At 65.5% G+C, this 16,958-nt stretch carries 15 protein-coding genes, 1 tRNA gene and 1 other RNA gene; 10 read left to right on the plus strand and 7 right to left on the minus strand.

What is annotated here, in order from left to right; genetic code table 11:
• Positions 1-110: 110 nt before the first annotated feature.
• Both JOE31_RS19940 and JOE31_RS19945 read left to right on the plus strand, forming a co-directional pair.
• Positions 111-1,025: a hypothetical protein gene (locus JOE31_RS19940; RefSeq protein ID WP_209747547.1), complete on the plus strand. Its 915-nt coding sequence runs from the start codon at positions 111-113 to the stop codon at positions 1,023-1,025.
• Positions 1,026-1,222: 197 nt separating this feature from the next.
• Complete coding sequence (locus tag JOE31_RS19945) at positions 1,223-2,698, plus strand: stealth family protein (protein WP_374100867.1); 1,476 nt, start codon at positions 1,223-1,225, stop codon at positions 2,696-2,698.
• 63 nt (positions 2,699-2,761) lie between these two features.
• Here JOE31_RS19945 and JOE31_RS19950 read toward each other — a convergent pair whose 3' ends face one another.
• The 4 genes from JOE31_RS19950 to JOE31_RS19965 all read right to left on the minus strand — a co-directional run bounded on the left by JOE31_RS19950 (position 2,762) and on the right by JOE31_RS19965 (position 7,172).
• Positions 2,762-3,703, minus strand: a complete 942-nt coding sequence (locus JOE31_RS19950) for a phosphodiesterase (protein ID WP_209747548.1) — start codon at positions 3,701-3,703, stop codon at positions 2,762-2,764.
• Between the two features lie 195 nt (positions 3,704-3,898).
• Positions 3,899-5,110, minus strand: coding sequence for a formaldehyde dehydrogenase, glutathione-independent (gene fdhA / locus JOE31_RS19955; RefSeq protein ID WP_209747550.1), 1,212 nt, complete (start codon positions 5,108-5,110; stop codon positions 3,899-3,901).
• 237 nt (positions 5,111-5,347) lie between these two features.
• Positions 5,348-5,833 (minus strand): glutathione peroxidase, encoded by a 486-nt coding sequence (locus JOE31_RS19960; protein WP_307864455.1) that lies wholly within the window; start codon positions 5,831-5,833, stop codon positions 5,348-5,350.
• Positions 5,834-5,930: 97 nt separating this feature from the next.
• Positions 5,931-7,172 (minus strand): peptidoglycan DD-metalloendopeptidase family protein, encoded by a 1,242-nt coding sequence (locus JOE31_RS19965; protein ID WP_307864456.1) that lies wholly within the window; start codon positions 7,170-7,172, stop codon positions 5,931-5,933.
• A 343-nt stretch (positions 7,173-7,515) separates the two neighbouring features.
• Here JOE31_RS19965 and JOE31_RS19970 point away from each other — a divergent pair, with 343 nt between their 5' ends.
• On the plus strand, positions 7,516-8,445 hold the full coding sequence (locus JOE31_RS19970) for an oxygenase MpaB family protein (protein ID WP_209747553.1): 930 nt from the start codon (positions 7,516-7,518) through the stop codon (positions 8,443-8,445).
• Between the two features lie 47 nt (positions 8,446-8,492).
• Here JOE31_RS19970 and JOE31_RS19975 read toward each other — a convergent pair.
• Positions 8,493-8,577 (minus strand) — tRNA-Ser (locus JOE31_RS19975).
• A gap of 405 nt (positions 8,578-8,982) precedes the next feature.
• On the opposite strand from JOE31_RS19975, the gene JOE31_RS19980 reads away from it, so the two are divergent.
• The 6 genes from JOE31_RS19980 to JOE31_RS20005 all read left to right on the plus strand — a co-directional run bounded on the left by JOE31_RS19980 (position 8,983) and on the right by JOE31_RS20005 (position 15,675).
• Positions 8,983-9,339 carry a hypothetical protein gene (locus tag JOE31_RS19980; RefSeq protein ID WP_209747554.1) on the plus strand — a complete coding sequence of 119 codons (357 nt, stop codon included), beginning with the start codon at positions 8,983-8,985 and terminating at the stop codon, positions 9,337-9,339.
• Between the two features lie 68 nt (positions 9,340-9,407).
• Positions 9,408-9,504, plus strand: an RNA gene (ffs, locus tag JOE31_RS19985) — signal recognition particle sRNA small type.
• A gap of 51 nt (positions 9,505-9,555) precedes the next feature.
• On the plus strand, positions 9,556-12,801 hold the full coding sequence (locus JOE31_RS19990) for a DNA polymerase III subunit gamma and tau (protein ID WP_209747556.1): 3,246 nt from the start codon (positions 9,556-9,558) through the stop codon (positions 12,799-12,801).
• Between the two features lie 160 nt (positions 12,802-12,961).
• Entirely contained in the window at positions 12,962-13,561 is a 600-nt protein-coding gene (gene recR, locus JOE31_RS19995) for a recombination mediator RecR (protein ID WP_028272227.1), read from the plus strand.
• A 20-nt stretch (positions 13,562-13,581) separates the two neighbouring features.
• Entirely contained in the window at positions 13,582-14,169 is a 588-nt protein-coding gene (locus tag JOE31_RS20000; protein WP_209747558.1) for a GNAT family N-acetyltransferase, read from the plus strand.
• Positions 14,170-14,316: 147 nt separating this feature from the next.
• Entirely contained in the window at positions 14,317-15,675 is a 1,359-nt protein-coding gene (locus tag JOE31_RS20005; RefSeq protein ID WP_209747560.1) for an aspartate kinase, read from the plus strand.
• Between the two features lie 112 nt (positions 15,676-15,787).
• Here the strand turns inward: JOE31_RS20005 and JOE31_RS20010 are convergent, their stop codons facing one another.
• Both JOE31_RS20010 and JOE31_RS20015 read right to left on the minus strand, forming a co-directional pair.
• On the minus strand, positions 15,788-15,970 hold the full coding sequence (locus JOE31_RS20010) for a hypothetical protein (RefSeq protein WP_209747562.1): 183 nt from the start codon (positions 15,968-15,970) through the stop codon (positions 15,788-15,790).
• Between the two features lie 144 nt (positions 15,971-16,114).
• Entirely contained in the window at positions 16,115-16,342 is a 228-nt protein-coding gene (locus tag JOE31_RS20015; protein WP_209747564.1) for a hypothetical protein, read from the minus strand.
• A 78-nt stretch (positions 16,343-16,420) separates the two neighbouring features.
• Here JOE31_RS20015 and JOE31_RS20020 point away from each other — a divergent pair, with 78 nt between their 5' ends.
• Positions 16,421-16,924 carry a MarR family winged helix-turn-helix transcriptional regulator gene (locus JOE31_RS20020; protein WP_209747566.1) on the plus strand — a complete coding sequence of 168 codons (504 nt, stop codon included), beginning with the start codon at positions 16,421-16,423 and terminating at the stop codon, positions 16,922-16,924.
• The last annotated feature ends 34 nt before the right edge of the window (positions 16,925-16,958 follow it).

Consider the following 16,958-nt stretch of genomic DNA (forward strand, 5'->3'; position numbering starts at 1 on the left):
CGAATGACCCCACACAGTTCCAAGGTTGTAGCCAAACAGTGACCATTGGCTGCCCGCGGGACGCAAGCAACATTCTGCGCCGGACCTGCCCGGACTGAGAGAATGGAGCCATGACTGCATCCGAGAACCAGGCCGCCGCGTCGCCGTCGGCTCCTCCCCTTGCCCTCCTGCTCGACGTCGACGGCCCGGTGGCGAGCCCCGTCACCCGGAACGTCAAGCCGGAGATCATCGCGGACATGGTGGCCCTGGCCACCGCCGGGATTCCCGTCATCTTCAACACCGGCCGCTCGGACGCGTTCATCCGCGAACAGGTGATGGAGCCCATGATCGCCGCCGGCATGCCCGCGGGAACCATCATCCATGCCATCTGCGAGAAGGGTGCCGTCTGGTTCAGCTACACGGCTGCCGGGCCCGGACCGGTGCATGTGGACCACGATCTCGCCGTCCCCCGCGCCTACGGCGATGACGTCCGCCGGCTGGTGTCCGAGGACTACGCCCAACACATGTTCTACGACGAGACCAAGCGCGCCATGGTGTCCGTGGAGCAGCATATCGACGTGCCCAGCGGGGACTACCTCGATGAACAAAAACTGTTCGACGCCGACGCCATGGTGCTTATGGCCCGCCATGGCCTGGGCGTGGTCCGGTTGGACCACCATGCTCCCGATTCGGACGACCAGATCGACTACCGGGTGGATCCCACCATCATTTCCACGGACATCGAGTCAGTGCGCCTCGGCAAGGATCTGGGTGCCAGCCGGGCCGTGGAACTGCTCGCGGCGCAGGGCGTCCGCCCCCTGGCCTGGCGTACGGTGGGTGATTCACGCACCGACTACGCCATGGCCGACTGGCTGCACCACAACGACCACGAGGTGAAGCACGTGGACGTCCGCCCCGCGGACGGGGTTCCCGTCAAGCCCTATGCAGTCCTGACGGCCGCAGACCTGGGGCTCGCTGAAGACGTGATCCACGACGACGCCGGCGGCGCATTCCTGCGCAGCTGGCGGGAGGCTCTGGCCGGCTAACTCCGGATTAGTCGAGTTTTTTTACGCGGGTTATCATGCAGGTAGGACCTCTATAGACAACAGCTCGGAGAAACACCATTACAGACGCACTCGTTCAGGATGAGATCTACTACGGCGGTCAGGCTTCCGACGACGGCAGGAGCCACGCCGAAGTAACGTCGCCGGCGGCTGTCGCACGGCTGAAAAACCGCCCCGATGTGGTCCGCCACCGAGGGCGCTACGCGCTGATCAACGACACCCGCACGCCCTACCAGGCCATGGTGGAGGACCTGCTGTTCATCCGCAATGTCCTCGCCAACGCGGGCCTCGACTACCTCCTGGTGCGCGGCAACAACCACCGGCCGGTCATTGCCCTGGACTGGGAGAACCGGAAGAAGCTCCGGGCCGCGCTGGTGGAAGCCTGCCGCGACGAACCCGTCTATTCCATGACCGTTGATGCCAAGAAGAAGTCCTCTGTCCTGGTGGCCGACGGCGAGCTCTCCCCGAACCGCCAGGCCCGGATCTTCCGGCTCTACCGGCCGCGTGTTGAGCCCAATGGCGGTTTCGAATTCGGTTCCTCGGCCGGCGTGCAGATCGAGCTGTGGAGCTTCGAAGGCAACCAGCTGATCCTGCCGATTGAAAACTCCCTTACCCGCCGGACCATGCTCACCACCGACGCCGTGCGCGGCACCGTGGAGCGTTACGGCCACACCTGGCCCACCATCGAGAACATGTTCGCGGACCACGCCAGCGACATCAGCTTTGACATCGACATGGTGTTTTCCTGGGTGGACGGCAGTTCCCCGGAGTACATCGCGGCGCGGCGCGCCAGGATGACCGGCATCGTTGTCGGCGAAGGCGATGACCACGAGGCCCGCTACCGCCAGATCGACGAACTGAAGTACGCCCTGCGCTCGGTGTACATGTTCGCTCCCTGGGTGCGGCGGATCTTCATTGCCACGGACTCCCCGGCGCCCGCCTGGCTGGCCGACCACCCCTCGGTGACCATCGTGCGCAGTGAGGAATTCTTCGCGGACCCCTCAGTGCTGCCCACGCACAACTCCCAGGCGGTCGAGTGCCAGCTGCACCACATCGAAGGGCTCTCTGAGCACTTCCTGTATTCCAACGACGACATGTTCTTCGGCCGTGCGGTGGGACCGGACATGTTCTTCACACCCGGCGGGGTCACCAAGTTCATTGAGGCGGAAACCCGCATCGGGCTGGGCGACAACGACGCGGAACGCAGCGGTTTCGAGAATGCCGCGAGGGTGAACCGGAAGCTCCTGTGGGACCGGTTCGGCCGGATCACCACCCGCCACCTGGAGCACACCGCCGCCCCGTTGCGGCGGAGCGTTGCAGCCACCATGGAGCAGGAATTCCCGCAGGAGTTCGCCAAGACCGCGGCCAGCCGTTTCCGGGCAGCGGACAACATCTCCGTGACGAATTCCTTCTACCACTACTACGCACTGCTGACCGGGCGGGCGGTGACCCAGACGGCAGCAAAGGTGAGGTACATCGACACCACGATGCGGTCCGGCCTCAATTACCTGCCCAAGCTGCTGTCCAAGCGAAACATGGACTTCTTCTGCCTGAATGACGGCAGCTTCCCCGAAGTGGAAGCCGAGGAACGTGCCCAATTGGTCACTGACTTCCTGGAGAAGTACTACCCGATCAAGGCACCCTGGGAAAAGTAGGGCTCCCCCGCCAAGGGGAGGGTTCACCCACCAGCGCCGGTCAGCGTCCGGAGCCCGGGCTGATCATCGGGACGCGCTGATCATCGGGATGCTCTGGGTGGGCGGGTGTCCCTGCGTCTTTGCCTGCCGCGGAATTCGGATGCCTGCGGCCGCCAGTCGCCGTTGTGTCTCGGCCGCGCTCACAACCTCGCCCACCGCAGCTGCGCTGCCGATAGGAACCACGGAATGCACGATTGTGTGTTCATAAACGTGCACGAGGTTGAACGCCTGGCCGCCGTCGATGGGCCGGGTACCGCCGACTGGCACGTTCAGGTCCTGGGTGTAACAGGTGGCTGAGGCCACCGATACCGGGATGCCGGCGAAGCTGGCGGTGGTGGAGTAATGCAGGTGCCCGGCAAGGATGGTGCGGACATCCGAGTTACGGAGCACCGCAGCCAGCGCCTGCTGGCCGCGCAACTCCACGAGGACCGCAAGGTCCAGGATGGAGGGTACCGGCGGATGGTGCAGCGCCAGGATGGTGCCGTCCGGTGCAGGTGTGGCGAGTTCGGCGGCGAGCCATTCCAGCTGCGACTCGCTCAGTTCACCATGATGGAAACCCGGCACCGAAGTATCCAGGGTGATCACCCTTAGGCCGTTGATGAAGTAGCTGTGGTCCACCGGCGCGTCGTTTCCGGGCTGGTCGAGCAGGCCGGAACGGAAGTTGTTACGGTCGTCATGGTTTCCCATGGCCCAGATGACCTGCGCGTTCATCGATTTGCAGGCGGGTTCGACGATGGCCCGGAGCTTTGCGTAGGCCTCCTTTTCACCGCGGTCGGCCAGGTCGCCGGTGAAAATCACGGCTTCCGGACGGGCCCCTGAGGCCTTGACTTCCTCAAACAATTGTTTAAGGCGGGCTTCGCTGTCCACTGCGCCATAGAGATGATCCGGACCTCCCAACAGGTGGGGGTCGCTCAGGTGGAGTAGAAAATGACGTGGCCGCGGATGTTCGGCCTCGATGAGCTCCATTACTGCCTTCCTGGTTGGGTGGAGACTGTAGCCCCCAACTTCCCTCTCAGTAATGTCTATCCAACCAGACATTCGGCAAATAGTGTGCAAACTCCAGTATTCATATTTGGAAAAACGGCAAGAACAAGTAGTTCGGCGGCCACATACCCGACTATGGAAGTGACCGCCGAACCTGACTACTCAAGTACTTTGCAGCTAGCTCAGGTAGCCGTTGGGGTTGAGGACGTACTTCGTGGCGGCACCGGCGTCGAACTCGGCGTAGCCCTTGGGCGCGTCTTCCAGGCTGATGGCCTTGGCATTGACGTTCTTGGCGATGTGCACCTTGTCGTGCAGGATCGCCATCATCAGCCCGCGGTTGTACTTCATCACCGGGCACTGCCCCGTGGTGAAGCTCAGCGACTTCGCCCAGCCGGTGCCCAGGCTGAGCGAGAGGGCACCCTTCTTGGCCGCCTCATCAATGCCGCCCGGGTCGCCGGTGACGTAGAGCCCGGGAATGCCGAGCGCCCCGCCGGCCGCCGTGAGTTCCATCAGCGAATTCAGCACCGTGGCCGGAGCCTCCTTGGCATCGTGGCCATGCCCCTTGGCCTCGAAGCCGACGGCGTCCACGGCACAGTCCACTTCGGGGACCCCGAGTATCTGCTCGATCTGCTCTGCCGGGCCGCCCTGGGACAGGTCGACGGTCTCGCAGCCGAAGCTGCGCGCCTGCCTCAGCCGGTCCTCGTTCATGTCGCCCACGATCACTGCAGCGGCGCCAAGCAAGTGGGCACTCGTGGCCGCAGCCAGGCCCACAGGGCCGGCCCCCGCGATGTAGACGGTGGAGCCAACGCCGACGCCGGCGGTGACGGCGCCGTGGAATCCCGTGGGGAAGATGTCCGACAGCATGGCCAGGTCGAGGATTTTTTCCATGGCCTGGTCCTTGTCCGGGAACTTCAGCAGGTTCCAGTCCGCGTACGGCACCAGGACGTAGTTGGCCTGGCCACCCACCCAGCCGCCCATGTCGACGTAGCCGTAAGCGCTTCCCGGCCTGTCGGGATTGACGTTGAGGCAGATGCCGGTCTTGCGTTCCTTGCAGTTCCGGCAGCGGCCGCAGGCAATGTTGAACGGAACGGAGCAGACGTCCCCCACCTTGATGAATTCGACGTCGGGCCCGACTTCCACTACCTCACCGGTGATTTCGTGGCCCAGGACGAGGTCCGGGGGCGCTGTGGTGCGGCCGCGGACCATGTGCTGGTCCGAACCGCAGATGTTGGTGGCCACGGTCTTAAGGATTACGCCATGGCGGACCGAACGGCCCACGTTGGCGGGGTTGACGCCCGGGCCGTCCTTGAGCTCGAAGGTGGGGTAGTCGATGTCTATCAGTTCGACTTTTCCCGGCCCCTTATAGGCAACGGCTTTGTTCCCTGTCATCTCTTTCCTCCTGGTTTCACGGGCACCGAAACAGGCGCCCAGTGTCATTCACGAAGTTCTGATGCGCCCTCCGGGGCAGGCATGGACCGGCCCGTATCGTCCGGCGATGCTGCAGCTGGAAACGCCACGGCTGTGCAGGACAGATTGGAGGGTTCGGCCAGTCTAGGCGGTAAGCATACTTAGGGATAGGGGCCGTTGGGCCCTAGCTGCCGCCGTCGTGAATCATCCGCGCGCGCGTCAGGCGAGGGCTTCCTCAATGGCAGCGATGACCTCCGGCGAGTCCGGTTCCACGGTGGGAGCAAAACGGGCCACCACAACGCCGTCGCGGTTTACCAGGAACTTTTCAAAGTTCCACTTAACGAGACCCGGGAGCAACCCGTTCTTGAAGCGGGTGAGCTCCGCGTACAGCGGGTGCTGGTTCTTGCCGCGAACATCGGCCTTCGCAGTCAGGGGGAATGTCACGCCGAAATTGCGCTCGCAGAATTCGGCGATTTCGTCGTCACTGCCCGGTTCCTGCCCGGCGAACTGGTTGCACGGAACCCCCAGGATTTCGAACCCCTGGTCCTTGAACTTCCCGTAGAGCAACTCAAGGCCGCCGTACTGCGGAGTGAAGCCGCATTGGGAAGCTACGTTGACTACCATCACCACGCGCCCCTTGAAGCGGCCAAAATCGGTTTCGGTGCCGTCGTTGAGGGTCAGCGGAATGGAGTGGATCGAATTCACGGTGGGCTTCCTTAAGAAACTGGTCATGGCTGCTATTCGTTGACAACGGCCAAGTGTATGGGTTGGTGCCCGGGTGAATTCGGGTGGCGGGATCCTGTCAGGGCGTTGGCGTCGGGGTGGAGGTCCCGGTCGGAGCCGGTTCCGCTGTCATTGTCGGTTCGGGGGCGGTCGTCGGTTCCGATGTGGCCGTGGGTTCCGGCGAAGGGTTCCCGGTGGCCGTGAACGTGGGTTCCGGCGTGTCAGTGACCGTGGGCCCGGCCGCAGACTCTGTTGTGGGCATGCCGGTGACGGTTTCCGTCGGCGACGCTGCCGCAGTGGCCTGCCCGGTCGTGGTCGGCGACGGCGTTGGCGTCTCGGTCAGAGATGGTGAGGGTGTCGGCGTGGCAGTTGAGGTGCCGGTGGGCGGCGGCGCGCTCGTCGTCGAACTCCCCGGCGCCGTGGCGGTAGCGGAAGTACTCGGCGTCGGAGACGCAGTGGTGGCCGTCGCCGGGGCCGACGGTGTTCCGGTCGCGGTGGCGGAAGGCGTTCCCTGCACGGGCCCCTCGGTCTCCCCGCCCGCCACCATATGCGAGTTGTCGGCGGCGACAGGGATTGCCCAGGTGGGGTCGCCCTTGGGGGCGTCCACTCCAGGGACGTAACTGATCATGTCAATGGTCCCGAGCTCGTCCACCTGCTTGGTAGGCAGGAGCTTCCATTGCAGCGGGTTGACATGGACGCCGTCGAGGATGGTTTCAAAATGCAGATGGCATCCTGTGGACGAACCCGTGGTGCCAACTTTCGCGATGACCTCGCCCACCTGGACGGAGTCCCCTTTCTTGACGGCGATCCCTTCCAGGTGGTTGTACGTGGTGATCAGCCCGTTGCCGTGATCGATCTCCACCCGGTTGCCGCCGCCCCAGGGGTGCCAGCCGACGGCCCTGACCACTCCGGCGTCGGCCGCGTAGACCCGGGTGCCACACGCGGCTGCGAAGTCCTGGCCCCAGTGGAATTCCCCGGCGGTGCCGGTCAAAGGGCTGACCCTGAGCCCGAAGCCGGAAGTTTCGGTCAGCATTTCGAGGGGCGCCATGAGCGATCCCGCAGGCGGCCGCCTCAGTTCTTCGGACGCAACGTTCAGTTCGCGCTTGCCGCTTTTGGAAATGGTCCGGATATCGCTGCGACTGAAGGAAACGAGGGCATTGGCGTTGGCGGCAACAGCCCCCGGTGCAATGCCCAGCGGTTTCATGAAGGCGCCCGGCCACGAGGGTGCGGTGCCCGGGCCACCCATCCCGGCCTGCTGCGAGGTGGCGGCAACCACAGCCGCCGGCGGTGAGGCTGGTGCCTGGAGACTAAGTGCAATCACGCCAAGCGTTGAAACAGCGCAAACGCCAAGTATGCGCGCAGCGGTTAGGCAGGGCCTGCCTGGATGTTCGTCGCGTCCGTATCCCCAGTGATTTCCCACGTGCTGACTCCTGCGATAGGCCCGCCAGACCCCAATCTCGACGGACTTACGAATCCTATGGGACCACAGCCCACCGCCTCTGTGAACCCCCATCACGGAGCACCTTGATAGACTCCCGCGGGATTCCGCCCTTTCACGCCAAAATTCCCAGCTGGCTCACAGCCACCGGGTCCCGGAACTGGAAACTCCCTCGGCCGGATGTTCCTCCGGCGGCGGCCCGCGGCAGAGTGCGCGACAATGGACCATGCGCAATGTCCTCAGGGAGTGGCGGGCCGAGCTTAGGCAAACATTCACAGGATCACGGGGGGCCGTGCCGGGCTGGGTTCCCCTGCTCGAAGAGGGTGACGACGCCGGTTATCACCTCCCGGGGTCCGCAGTCTGGGCGGTACACGGGTCAATGACCACTATTGTGGCGGGAATCCGTGCGCTCTTGATGCAGGCACTCCACCCCGGCGCCCTTGCCGGCGTGCACGACCATTCACGGTTCCGGGAGGATCCGCTGGGGCGGCTTGCCGGAACCATCCGCTGGATCTTCACCGTGTCCTACGGTTCCACGTCCGCGGCGCGTACAGCATCCGGCTGGGTCCTGCGGCTGCATGAATCGGTGCGGGGCGAGTACGTGGACGCTCACGGTGTCAAAAGAAGCTACGCAGCCAACGATCCCGAGCTGCTCCGTTGGGTGCACATCGCGTTCACCGACGCATTCCTCTCCGCCCACAAGATCTGGGGGCGCCCCATCCCGGGCGGCCCGGATGCCTACGTCCGCGAGTGGGCGCACGCCGGACTGCTGATGGGCGTGGACTCACCGCCGCTGAGCGAGCCGGAAATGCGGCAACAGCTGGACAAGTGGTACGACGACGGCGACCTGCGCTCCGACGAAAGGGTGGCCGAAATTGTGGCCTTCATCCGCAACCCGCCGCTTCATCCCTCACTGCGCCCCGGCTACCGGATGCTGTTTGCCGCAGCTGTTTCCAGCCTCGAACCGAAATACCGGGACATACTGGGACTCCGTCCGCCACGGCTGGGGCCTTTGCCGCTGCCGGTGCGGTTTGGCACCAAAGTGACTCTCGGCGTCGTCCAATTGGCGCTTGGCGGTGCCGGTCGCGGCGGCAGGGTCGGCCCGAGTGAGCAGGCTGCACGGCGACGCCTGCGCCGCCTTGGATTTGCGGCCTAGGTCCTTAGGACGCAAAAAGGCCCCGGTCCGAGGACCGGGGCCAAACGCGGAGAATGGGGGATTTGAACCCCCGAGGGCGTTAACCCAACACGCGTTCCAGGCGTGCGCCATAGGCCGCTAGGCGAATTCTCCAGTAGCTTCTGAATCAAAAGCAGATACTAGAATACCTGAACTTTTCGGCATCACCCAATTGGGCCTAACCGAGCGTTACGGCAGCACATTCAGGGGCCGTCCCCGGACCGCGCATTTGCGGCCAGATCCGGCGGCCGAAAGTGTCCTTAACGTAAAAATGGACGCCCCCAATGCGCCCACTCTTCCGGAACACCGTTGAGCTGCCGGGTCCGGCCCTCGCGCCAGGCCCTGCAGCTCACAACCTTGAGTTCAACTTGAGATTGCCCCAATCGGTGTACATATCCATGGTCCGCTTTGTACCGGTGATAAGCAAGGGGTTCCTCGCCGTTATCGGCGGACCGTTACCGTCTTGTGCCGCTAATCGCCTGCCTGACCCGCTTGCCGAAGTACTGCCAAAATGGGCACATGACGCAACTTCACGCCCTGGTGACCTATGTTCCCGCGGACCACGCGGAGGCTGTACTGGCCGCCGTGGGTGACGCGGGCGCCGGACGGATCGGCAACTATTCGCACTGCGCCTTCACAGCCCCAGGCACCGGCCGGTTCACGCCCCTCGCCGGATCCCGGCCGTTCATCGGTTCGGAAGGCCGCAGCGAACAGCTGCCGGAGGTAAGGATCGAATGCGTCGTTGAGGAAGAAGTGCTCGAGTCCGTGGTGGCCGCGCTTCGCGCCGCCCACCCTTACGAGGAGCCCGCTCTGATGAGCTGGGCAGTCGACGGACACCGCCTGTCCCCGCCGCCATTGGACGGCCGCGAAGCGTAGTCGAGCGTGCCCTAAACGGGCCGCCGGCTGCCGATTCGGGGCACACGAAATCATCGGGTAAACTCATTGACGGCCCCTCATGTGGCGTCATCCTGTTGAACTCCCCCAGGACCGGAAGGTAGCAAGGGTAAATGGGCTCTGGCGGGTGCATGGGGGGTCTTTACTATTCCCCCACAGGGCGGCAAACTGTCAGCCCGGATTGGTAGGGTTTTCTCTGTGAGTGTTACAACCGCCCTTTACCGCAGATACCGTCCAGATTCCTTTGCTGACGTTATCGGGCAGGAACACGTCACGGAGCCGTTGATGACGGCGCTGCGAAAGAACCGCGTCAACCACGCCTACCTGTTTTCCGGTCCCCGCGGTTGCGGAAAGACCACTTCGGCCCGCATCCTGGCCCGCTGCCTCAACTGTGCCGAGGGCCCCACCGACACTCCCTGCGGCAAGTGCCCCAGCTGCGTCGAGCTTGCACGCGGCGGCTCCGGCTCCCTCGATGTGATCGAGATCGACGCCGCGAGCCACGGCGGCGTGGATGACGCCCGGGACCTCCGCGAACGCGCCACGTACGCTCCCGTCCGGGACCGGTACAAGATCTTCATCATCGACGAAGCCCACATGGTCACCTCGGCGGGCTTCAACGCCCTGCTCAAGATCGTGGAAGAGCCGCCGGAACACATCAAGTTCATCTTCGCCACCACGGAGCCGGACAAGGTGATCGGCACCATCCGTTCCCGGACCCATCACTACCCGTTCCGGCTTGTCCCGCCCGAGCCCCTCATGGCCTACCTTGAGCTGCTCTGCAACCAGGAAAACGTTCCGGTGGCACCCGGAGTGCTGTCCCTGGTCATCCGGGCCGGCGGCGGCTCCGTCCGGGACTCGCTCTCGGTCCTGGACCAGCTCATGGCGGGCGCCGGTCCCACCGGACTGGACTACGAGCTCGCCGTCGCACTGCTGGGCTACACCCACGCGTCCCTGCTGGACGACGTCGTTGAAGCCGTGGCGGCGTCGGATGCCGCCACCGTCTTCCGGGCGGTGGACCGGGTGATCCAGACGGGCCACGATCCGCGACGCTTCGTGGAGGATCTCCTGGAGCGCTTCCGCGACCTCATCATCGTCCAGGCGATGCCGGAGAGCGCCCAGTCCATCCTGCGCGGGATGCCGGCCGACCAGATAGCCCGCCTGCAAAACCAGGCCCACAACCTTGGCGCAGCCGAGCTGAGCCGGGCGGCGGACGTGACCAACACGGCCCTCACCGAGATGACGGGGGCAACGTCGCCGAGGCTCCACCTTGAGCTGCTCTGCGCCCGCATCCTCCTTCCCACGTCCGAACAGACCGAACGCGGCATCGCCGCCCGGATCGACCGCGTGGAGCGGCGCCTGAATTACGGCGGGAACGACGTCGGAACTCCCGCCGCTGCTGCAGCGGCGCCTTCCGCACCGGCAGCGGCTCCGGTTCCCGTGGCGGCTCCGGCCGCGTCCCCGGCAGCGGCTCCGGTTCCCGCAGCACCCGCGCAGCAGCCATCCGCAACACAACCCACCGCGCCACAGCAGCCCGCGGCTCCCGCTCCCGAAGCTCCCGCCCGCGAATCCCTCACTCCGCCGCGCGTCTCCACCACCGATTGGCCGGTCGACGAGTCACAGCCGGCGACCCGGGGTGCGTCCGGCTCTGCCCCGTCGCGTCCGGCCGGCCAGCAGACTGCCGCCCCGCAGCCTGCCGGTCCGCAGGCTCCGGCGGCACCTGCCGCCGGATCGGAACCCGCAACGCCGGCTCCCGTCGAACCCGTAGCGGCAGCGCGGACAGCCCAGCGGCCCGAAGCGGGCCAGCCGGCGTCGGAGCGCAACGTTCCGGCGCCGAATGCCGGCGGTGACGTCGAAGTGCTCCGCCGTGCCTGGCCCGAGGTCCTGCAAACGCTAAGCAAGATCAAGCGCAGCACGTGGGCGCTCGTGGAACCGAATGCCCAGGTGGGCCAGTTCGACGGCCAGGTGCTCACCCTGGCGTTCACCACCTCCGGACTGGCTGGCGCTTTCGGCCGGGCCGACCACTCGGAAAATCTTCGGCAGGCAATCCACAAGACCGTGGGTATTGACTGCCAGATCCATGCAGTGTCCGGCGGCGCCAGCAGCTCAGTGAGCTCTGAGCCAAACCCAAAAGCACCGGCTAGCCCGGCGTCGCCGGAGACGCGCGCTGGCCCGCCAGCGCCGGCGAAGGCCGCTAGCCCGGAAACCCCGGCGACGCCCGCTGACGTTGCCTGGGGCCTTGCCCCTGCGTCCGCCGCAACGGTCGCAGATCCCGACGTGAGCCCGGCGGGTGCACACCCGGCCGCTACCACGGCGGCCGCCGCCGCCACCGTGGCCACCCCGGCCGAGCGTCCAGACACGGACGCCATGCCTGTCCAGGCCGCCGACGCGGCACACACGGCCACCGCTGCCGCCGCCGGTGCTGACGCTGGGCGGAAGGCCGTGCAAGCTGAGCCCGCGCAAGCCCCGCAAGCGCCGCCGGCGCCGCGGCAGCACGACGACGCGTCCGGTTCCTACAGCTACCCGGACGACGACTGGGGGCCGCCGCTGGACGAAGATGCTCCCCCGCTGGATGAAGAGCCTCCGATGGACTGGACTCCGTCCGTTCCTGCGCAGTCACGGCCGATCCAGGCAGCTGCTGCCTCTTCCGGCGCACCGGCTCGTCCGGCACCGGACCGTCCGGCACCGGCAAGCCGTGTCTCGTCCGACCAGCCGGCCGGCATCCCCGCTTCCGCCGGCTCTTCGCGGGCCGCAGGCGTTACCGCCAACGACGATCCATGGTCCCGCGCCACGGAAGATGCGCCCGGTGTCTGGACCGTGGGTGCGGAGTCGAACGTTGGCAAGTCCGTGGAAGATCCGGACCGAGCAGGCCTGCCTGTGGTTCCCGAGCCCCAGGCGCCGCACTACGAGCCGGCGGCGGCACAGCTCCCCCGGTCCGTGGAGACGCGGGAAGCCCCCGCCCTCCACACCGGTGATACCCCGCACCCGGCCGAAGTCCGGCAGCCAGTGGGTGCACTCTCCGGTGCCGGCAGTTCCGCTGGCGCAGGCTGGGCAACGTCCGCGCAGTATGGTCCTGCCACGGCAGCGGACCCGTCGCCGGCAATGTCCGGCCCGGACGTCAGGAGCATTGCGTCACCTGCACCTGCGGCTTACGCATCACCGCAGGCCCAGCCTGCCGCTGCCCCGGCAGCCGCTCCCGGCGGGACAGTGAAGCAGAGCCTGTACCAGCGGCTGTCCAACAGCCCCGAGGCCGAAGCCGGCCGGGCCAAAGCCCCCGCGCGACAGGCCGAGGCCGTCAAGACGTACGTCCAGGACACACCCAGTCCGGACGACGAAACGATTGAGGAATCGAACGTCTTTGGACGCGCCGCCGTCGAGCGTATTCTGGGCGGAAAGCTGGTGGAGGAACGGTCCTTGGACGGGAGCCCGATCGCACCCCGCTTCTAGCCTGCCCCGCCGGAAAAGCACCCTTGACCCGGACAGCCACTAACGGGACTCCGTCGCAGCGGGCTGACCCTCCCGGGTTCCCGGCAGGGAACGGCGCGCCTGCGTCCGCCGGCCCATCGATCTACGAACCCAACAAACGATTCAAACGAACGAGGACATTGTGTACGAAGGTGCAGTTCAAGAGCTGATCGACGAGCTTGGCCGCCTTCCCGGCGTGGGGCCCAAGTCCGCCCAGCGGCTGGCGTTCCATATCCTCGAGGCGGACCCGCAGGACATGAAGCGGCTTGTCGAGGCCATCACCACCGTGAAGGAGCGCGTGAAGTTCTGCACGGTGTGCGGCAACGTCACGGAGCAGGAACTGTGCAACATCTGCCGCGACCCGCGCCGTGACCCCTCAGTCATTTGCGTTGTGGAGGAATCCAAGGACGTCCTGGCAGTGGAGCGCACCCGTTCCTTCCGTGGCCGCTACCACGTCCTGGGCGGGGCGATTAACCCCATCGCCGGCGTGGGCCCCGAGCAGCTGCGGATCAGGGAGCTCCTTACCCGGCTGAACGACGGTGCCATCCAGGAAATCATCATCGCCACGGACCCCAACCTCGAGGGTGAAGCCACGGCCACTTATCTGGCCAGGATGCTTAAGTCCATCGGCATCACGGTCACCAGGCTTGCCTCGGGGCTGCCGGTGGGCGGCGACCTGGAATACGCGGACGAGGTCACCCTGGGGCGCGCGTTCGAGGGCCGCCGCAACGCCCTGAGCTGACCGGGCACCGACGGCAATCCATGGAACCGCCCGCCTCCATCATCACGCAACGCTTGGAACTGCGCCTTCTGGCGCAGGCCGACGCCGCCGCACTGCGGGGATTCCGTGGAGACGCAGATGCCGTCCGCTACCTCTCGCACCAGCCACTGACCGCGGGACAAACGGACCGGCTCCTCGCTGATCTGCTGAGCCGCGCGGAACGCTCAACACCCGAGTGGTTCCACTTTGGCTGGGCAGTGGTTCTCCGCTCAACGGGCGTGGTAATCGGCGATGGCCGCACGTGGAACACAGCCGAACCACCGCTGCCGGGTAGCCTGCCGGCCCGCTGCGCCAGCCTCGGCTACCTGCTCCACCCCGACTATCACGGCAATGGATACGGCCGCGAGGCCGCCGGAGCTCTTGTCCGCTGGCTCTTTACTGAACGCGGAACCCACACCGTCTACGCGGGGGTCTACGAACCCAACACTGCCTCACGGCGCCTCCTCGAAGGTCTGGGGTTCGCCCGGGATCACTACTTCACGGCCAGCCAGGACACACACGGCAAAGCGCTGGCATCCTGGCGATACCGCCTGGACCGGACGGCATGGACCCTTGCCGGCAGTGACTAGCCCGAGATGACTAACGGGAGGCCACCATGCGGTCACAATTCAGCGCCGCGCGGTTCCCGGCGATAAACTGGGCACATCAGTTACGCCGTCGCGCCGTTTTGGTTGCTTGGCCCCGGAACCCCGATTTGATGCAGTGAGGGTGCGCGCATGAGTATGCCCACTACCGAAGTGAAGACAGAGAACCAGCCCTACGTGCTGCCCGTCGCTACTGCCCGCACCAAGCAGCTCATCGTGCAGAAGTTCGGCGGCTCCTCCGTTTCCGACGCGGACGGCATCAAACGGGTCGCCAAGCGCGTCGTCGACGCCCAAAGGGCGGGAAACGAAGTGGTTGTGGTGGTCTCCGCAATGGGCGACACCACCGACGAACTGCTGGACCTCGCCGCCCAGGTCACCGACTCTGCCCCCGCGCGTGAGATGGATATGCTCCTGTCCTCGGGTGAGCGGATCTCCATGGCCCTGGTAGCCATGGCCATCAACAAGCTCGGCGCTTCAGCCCAGTCCTTCACGGGCTCCCAGGCGGGCATGATCACCGACGGCATTCACGGCAAGGCGCGCATTATCGACGTCGATCCCCACCGGATCCGCACCGCACTCGACAAGGGACACATCGCCATCGTTGCCGGCTTCCAGGGCATGAGCCGCACCACCAACGAGATCACCACCCTGGGCCGTGGCGGATCCGATACCACTGCGGTGGCCCTGGCCGCCGCCCTTGACGCCGACGTCTGCGAGATCTACACGGATGTGGACGGTATTTACACGGCGGATCCCCGCGTGGTGCCCTCCGCCCAGAAGATCGACCGCATCTCCAGCGAAGAAATGCTGGAACTGGCTGCGTCCGGCGCCAAGATCCTGCACCTGCGCTGCGTGGAATACGCGCGGCGCTTCGGCGTGCCGCTGCACGTGCGTTCATCATTCAGCCAGAACGAAGGCACCTGGGTCATGCCCGGAGCCGACGACAAGATTACGACTCAAGAGGGAGTTGCCTTGGAGCAGCCAATCATCTCCGGCGTTGCGCACGACCGTTCCGAAGCCAAGGTCACGGTTGTGGGTGTGCCCGACATTCCGGGCAAGGCCGCAGCGATCTTCCAGGTCATCGCCGACGCACACTCCAACATCGACATGATCGTGCAGAACGTTTCCACTCACGGCACGGGCCGGACGGACATCTCCTTCACGCTCCCCATCGTGGAAGGTGCGGACGCCCTCGCTGCCCTCCGTGCGGCCCAGCCCGAAATCGGCTTTGAAAGCATCGAGTACAACGAGCAGATCGGCAAGCTCTCGCTGATCGGGGCGGGCATGCGCTCGCACCCGGGCGTCTCGGCCACCTTCTTCAAGGCACTTTCCGACGCCGGCATCAACATCAACATGATCTCGACCTCCGAAATCCGCATCTCGGTCGTAACGCACGCCGACCTGCTCGATGACGCAGTCCGGGCAATCCACAGGGCCTTCGACCTGGACAGCGAAGACGAAGCAACGGTTTACGGCGGCACCGGCCGCTAAGGCCGGCCCACCCGGGACGTCGCTGCAGGAACTGCACAGCTTCATAGAGAAAGGCACAGTGGCCTAAGCCGCTGTGCCTTTCCTGTTTTGCCGTTCCTTCCACTGCAACAGGCTATTTAATGTCTTCCTTGCGGACCGCGTAGTGGTGTCCCTCGGAATCCGTCTCCACTTCGAAGTGGGCCAGGTCCTCTTCGGAAGCGGCCTCAAAGTCGTCGTGCCTGTGAACAACGGGCACGGTCGGATCACCCCGCGTGGCGGGCCCGAAGAAGAACCGCAGCTTGTCGGTCTTGCTCATGAAGCGCTGTATCGCCTTTGCCACAATTCCCACCCCCTTTCCCTTTTTCGGGTCAAGCAGCGATGCATTGGCCGGTTGGTACCTGTGCCCATATTTTACGCCCGGGAAGTGAAAAAGGCCCCGGGCGGCAGGGCCGTCTCCGGCCTAGCGCAGGGACTTGTCGTCCGGGTTCCTGGGCACCACGTAAGTGCTGCCATCCGGCCTGCGCATGGTTTCCCACTGCTGGGTCTCCGCTTCGCGCCGGGCAAGGAGGGCCTTATTCTCGTCGGTCATCTCATGGCCCAAGGAACTGCGGTTGGCCGGCCCGAAGATGGCCCGGAGCTTGCCTGTTGCGCGCATGAACCTTTGGGCGGCGTTTTCCTTGTTGGCCATGGTGGATTCCCTTCAGAACGGTCTCGTCCAATCCAGTGTACGCTAATCATTAGCCCACTAACGATTGAGGAGAAGACGATGAATCAGCGCTCGGCTGCGGCCATCGAAGCGTCTGACGAAGACCTCCTGCTGGAACACCAGCTCTGCTTCGCCCTGACGGTTGCGTCCCGCAGCGTCGTGGGCGCCTACAAGCCGGTGCTGGACACCCTCGGGCTGACGCACCCGCAGTACCTTGTGATGCTCTGCCTTTGGGAGTCCAGCCCGCGCTCGGTCCGGGACATCAGCGATGCACTGGCCCAGGAGCCGGCCACCATCTCGCCGCTGTTGCGCCGCCTCGAAGCGGCCGGCTACATCACCCGCGGCCGCGCTGCCGGAAACGAGCGGGCCCTTGCCGTCGGGCTCACCCCGAGCGGCGCAGCGCTCCGGCAGCGGGCCACGGCGGTTCCGGGCACCATGATGGAGCGCCTTGGCCTGACCCGCGACCAGGTGGGCGCACTCCACCAGGCAATGACTGACCTGATCGCTGCCACCAAGGCCGCGGCCGAACGCGATGCCGCCGGACGGGACGCCGCCGGCGCCTAGCCCGGACCCGCAGTGACCCCGTGGCAGGGACTCA

This window comes from Arthrobacter sp. PvP023, assembly GCF_017832975.1.
In the GTDB taxonomy this organism is placed as follows: Bacteria; Actinomycetota; Actinomycetes; order Actinomycetales; family Micrococcaceae; genus Arthrobacter.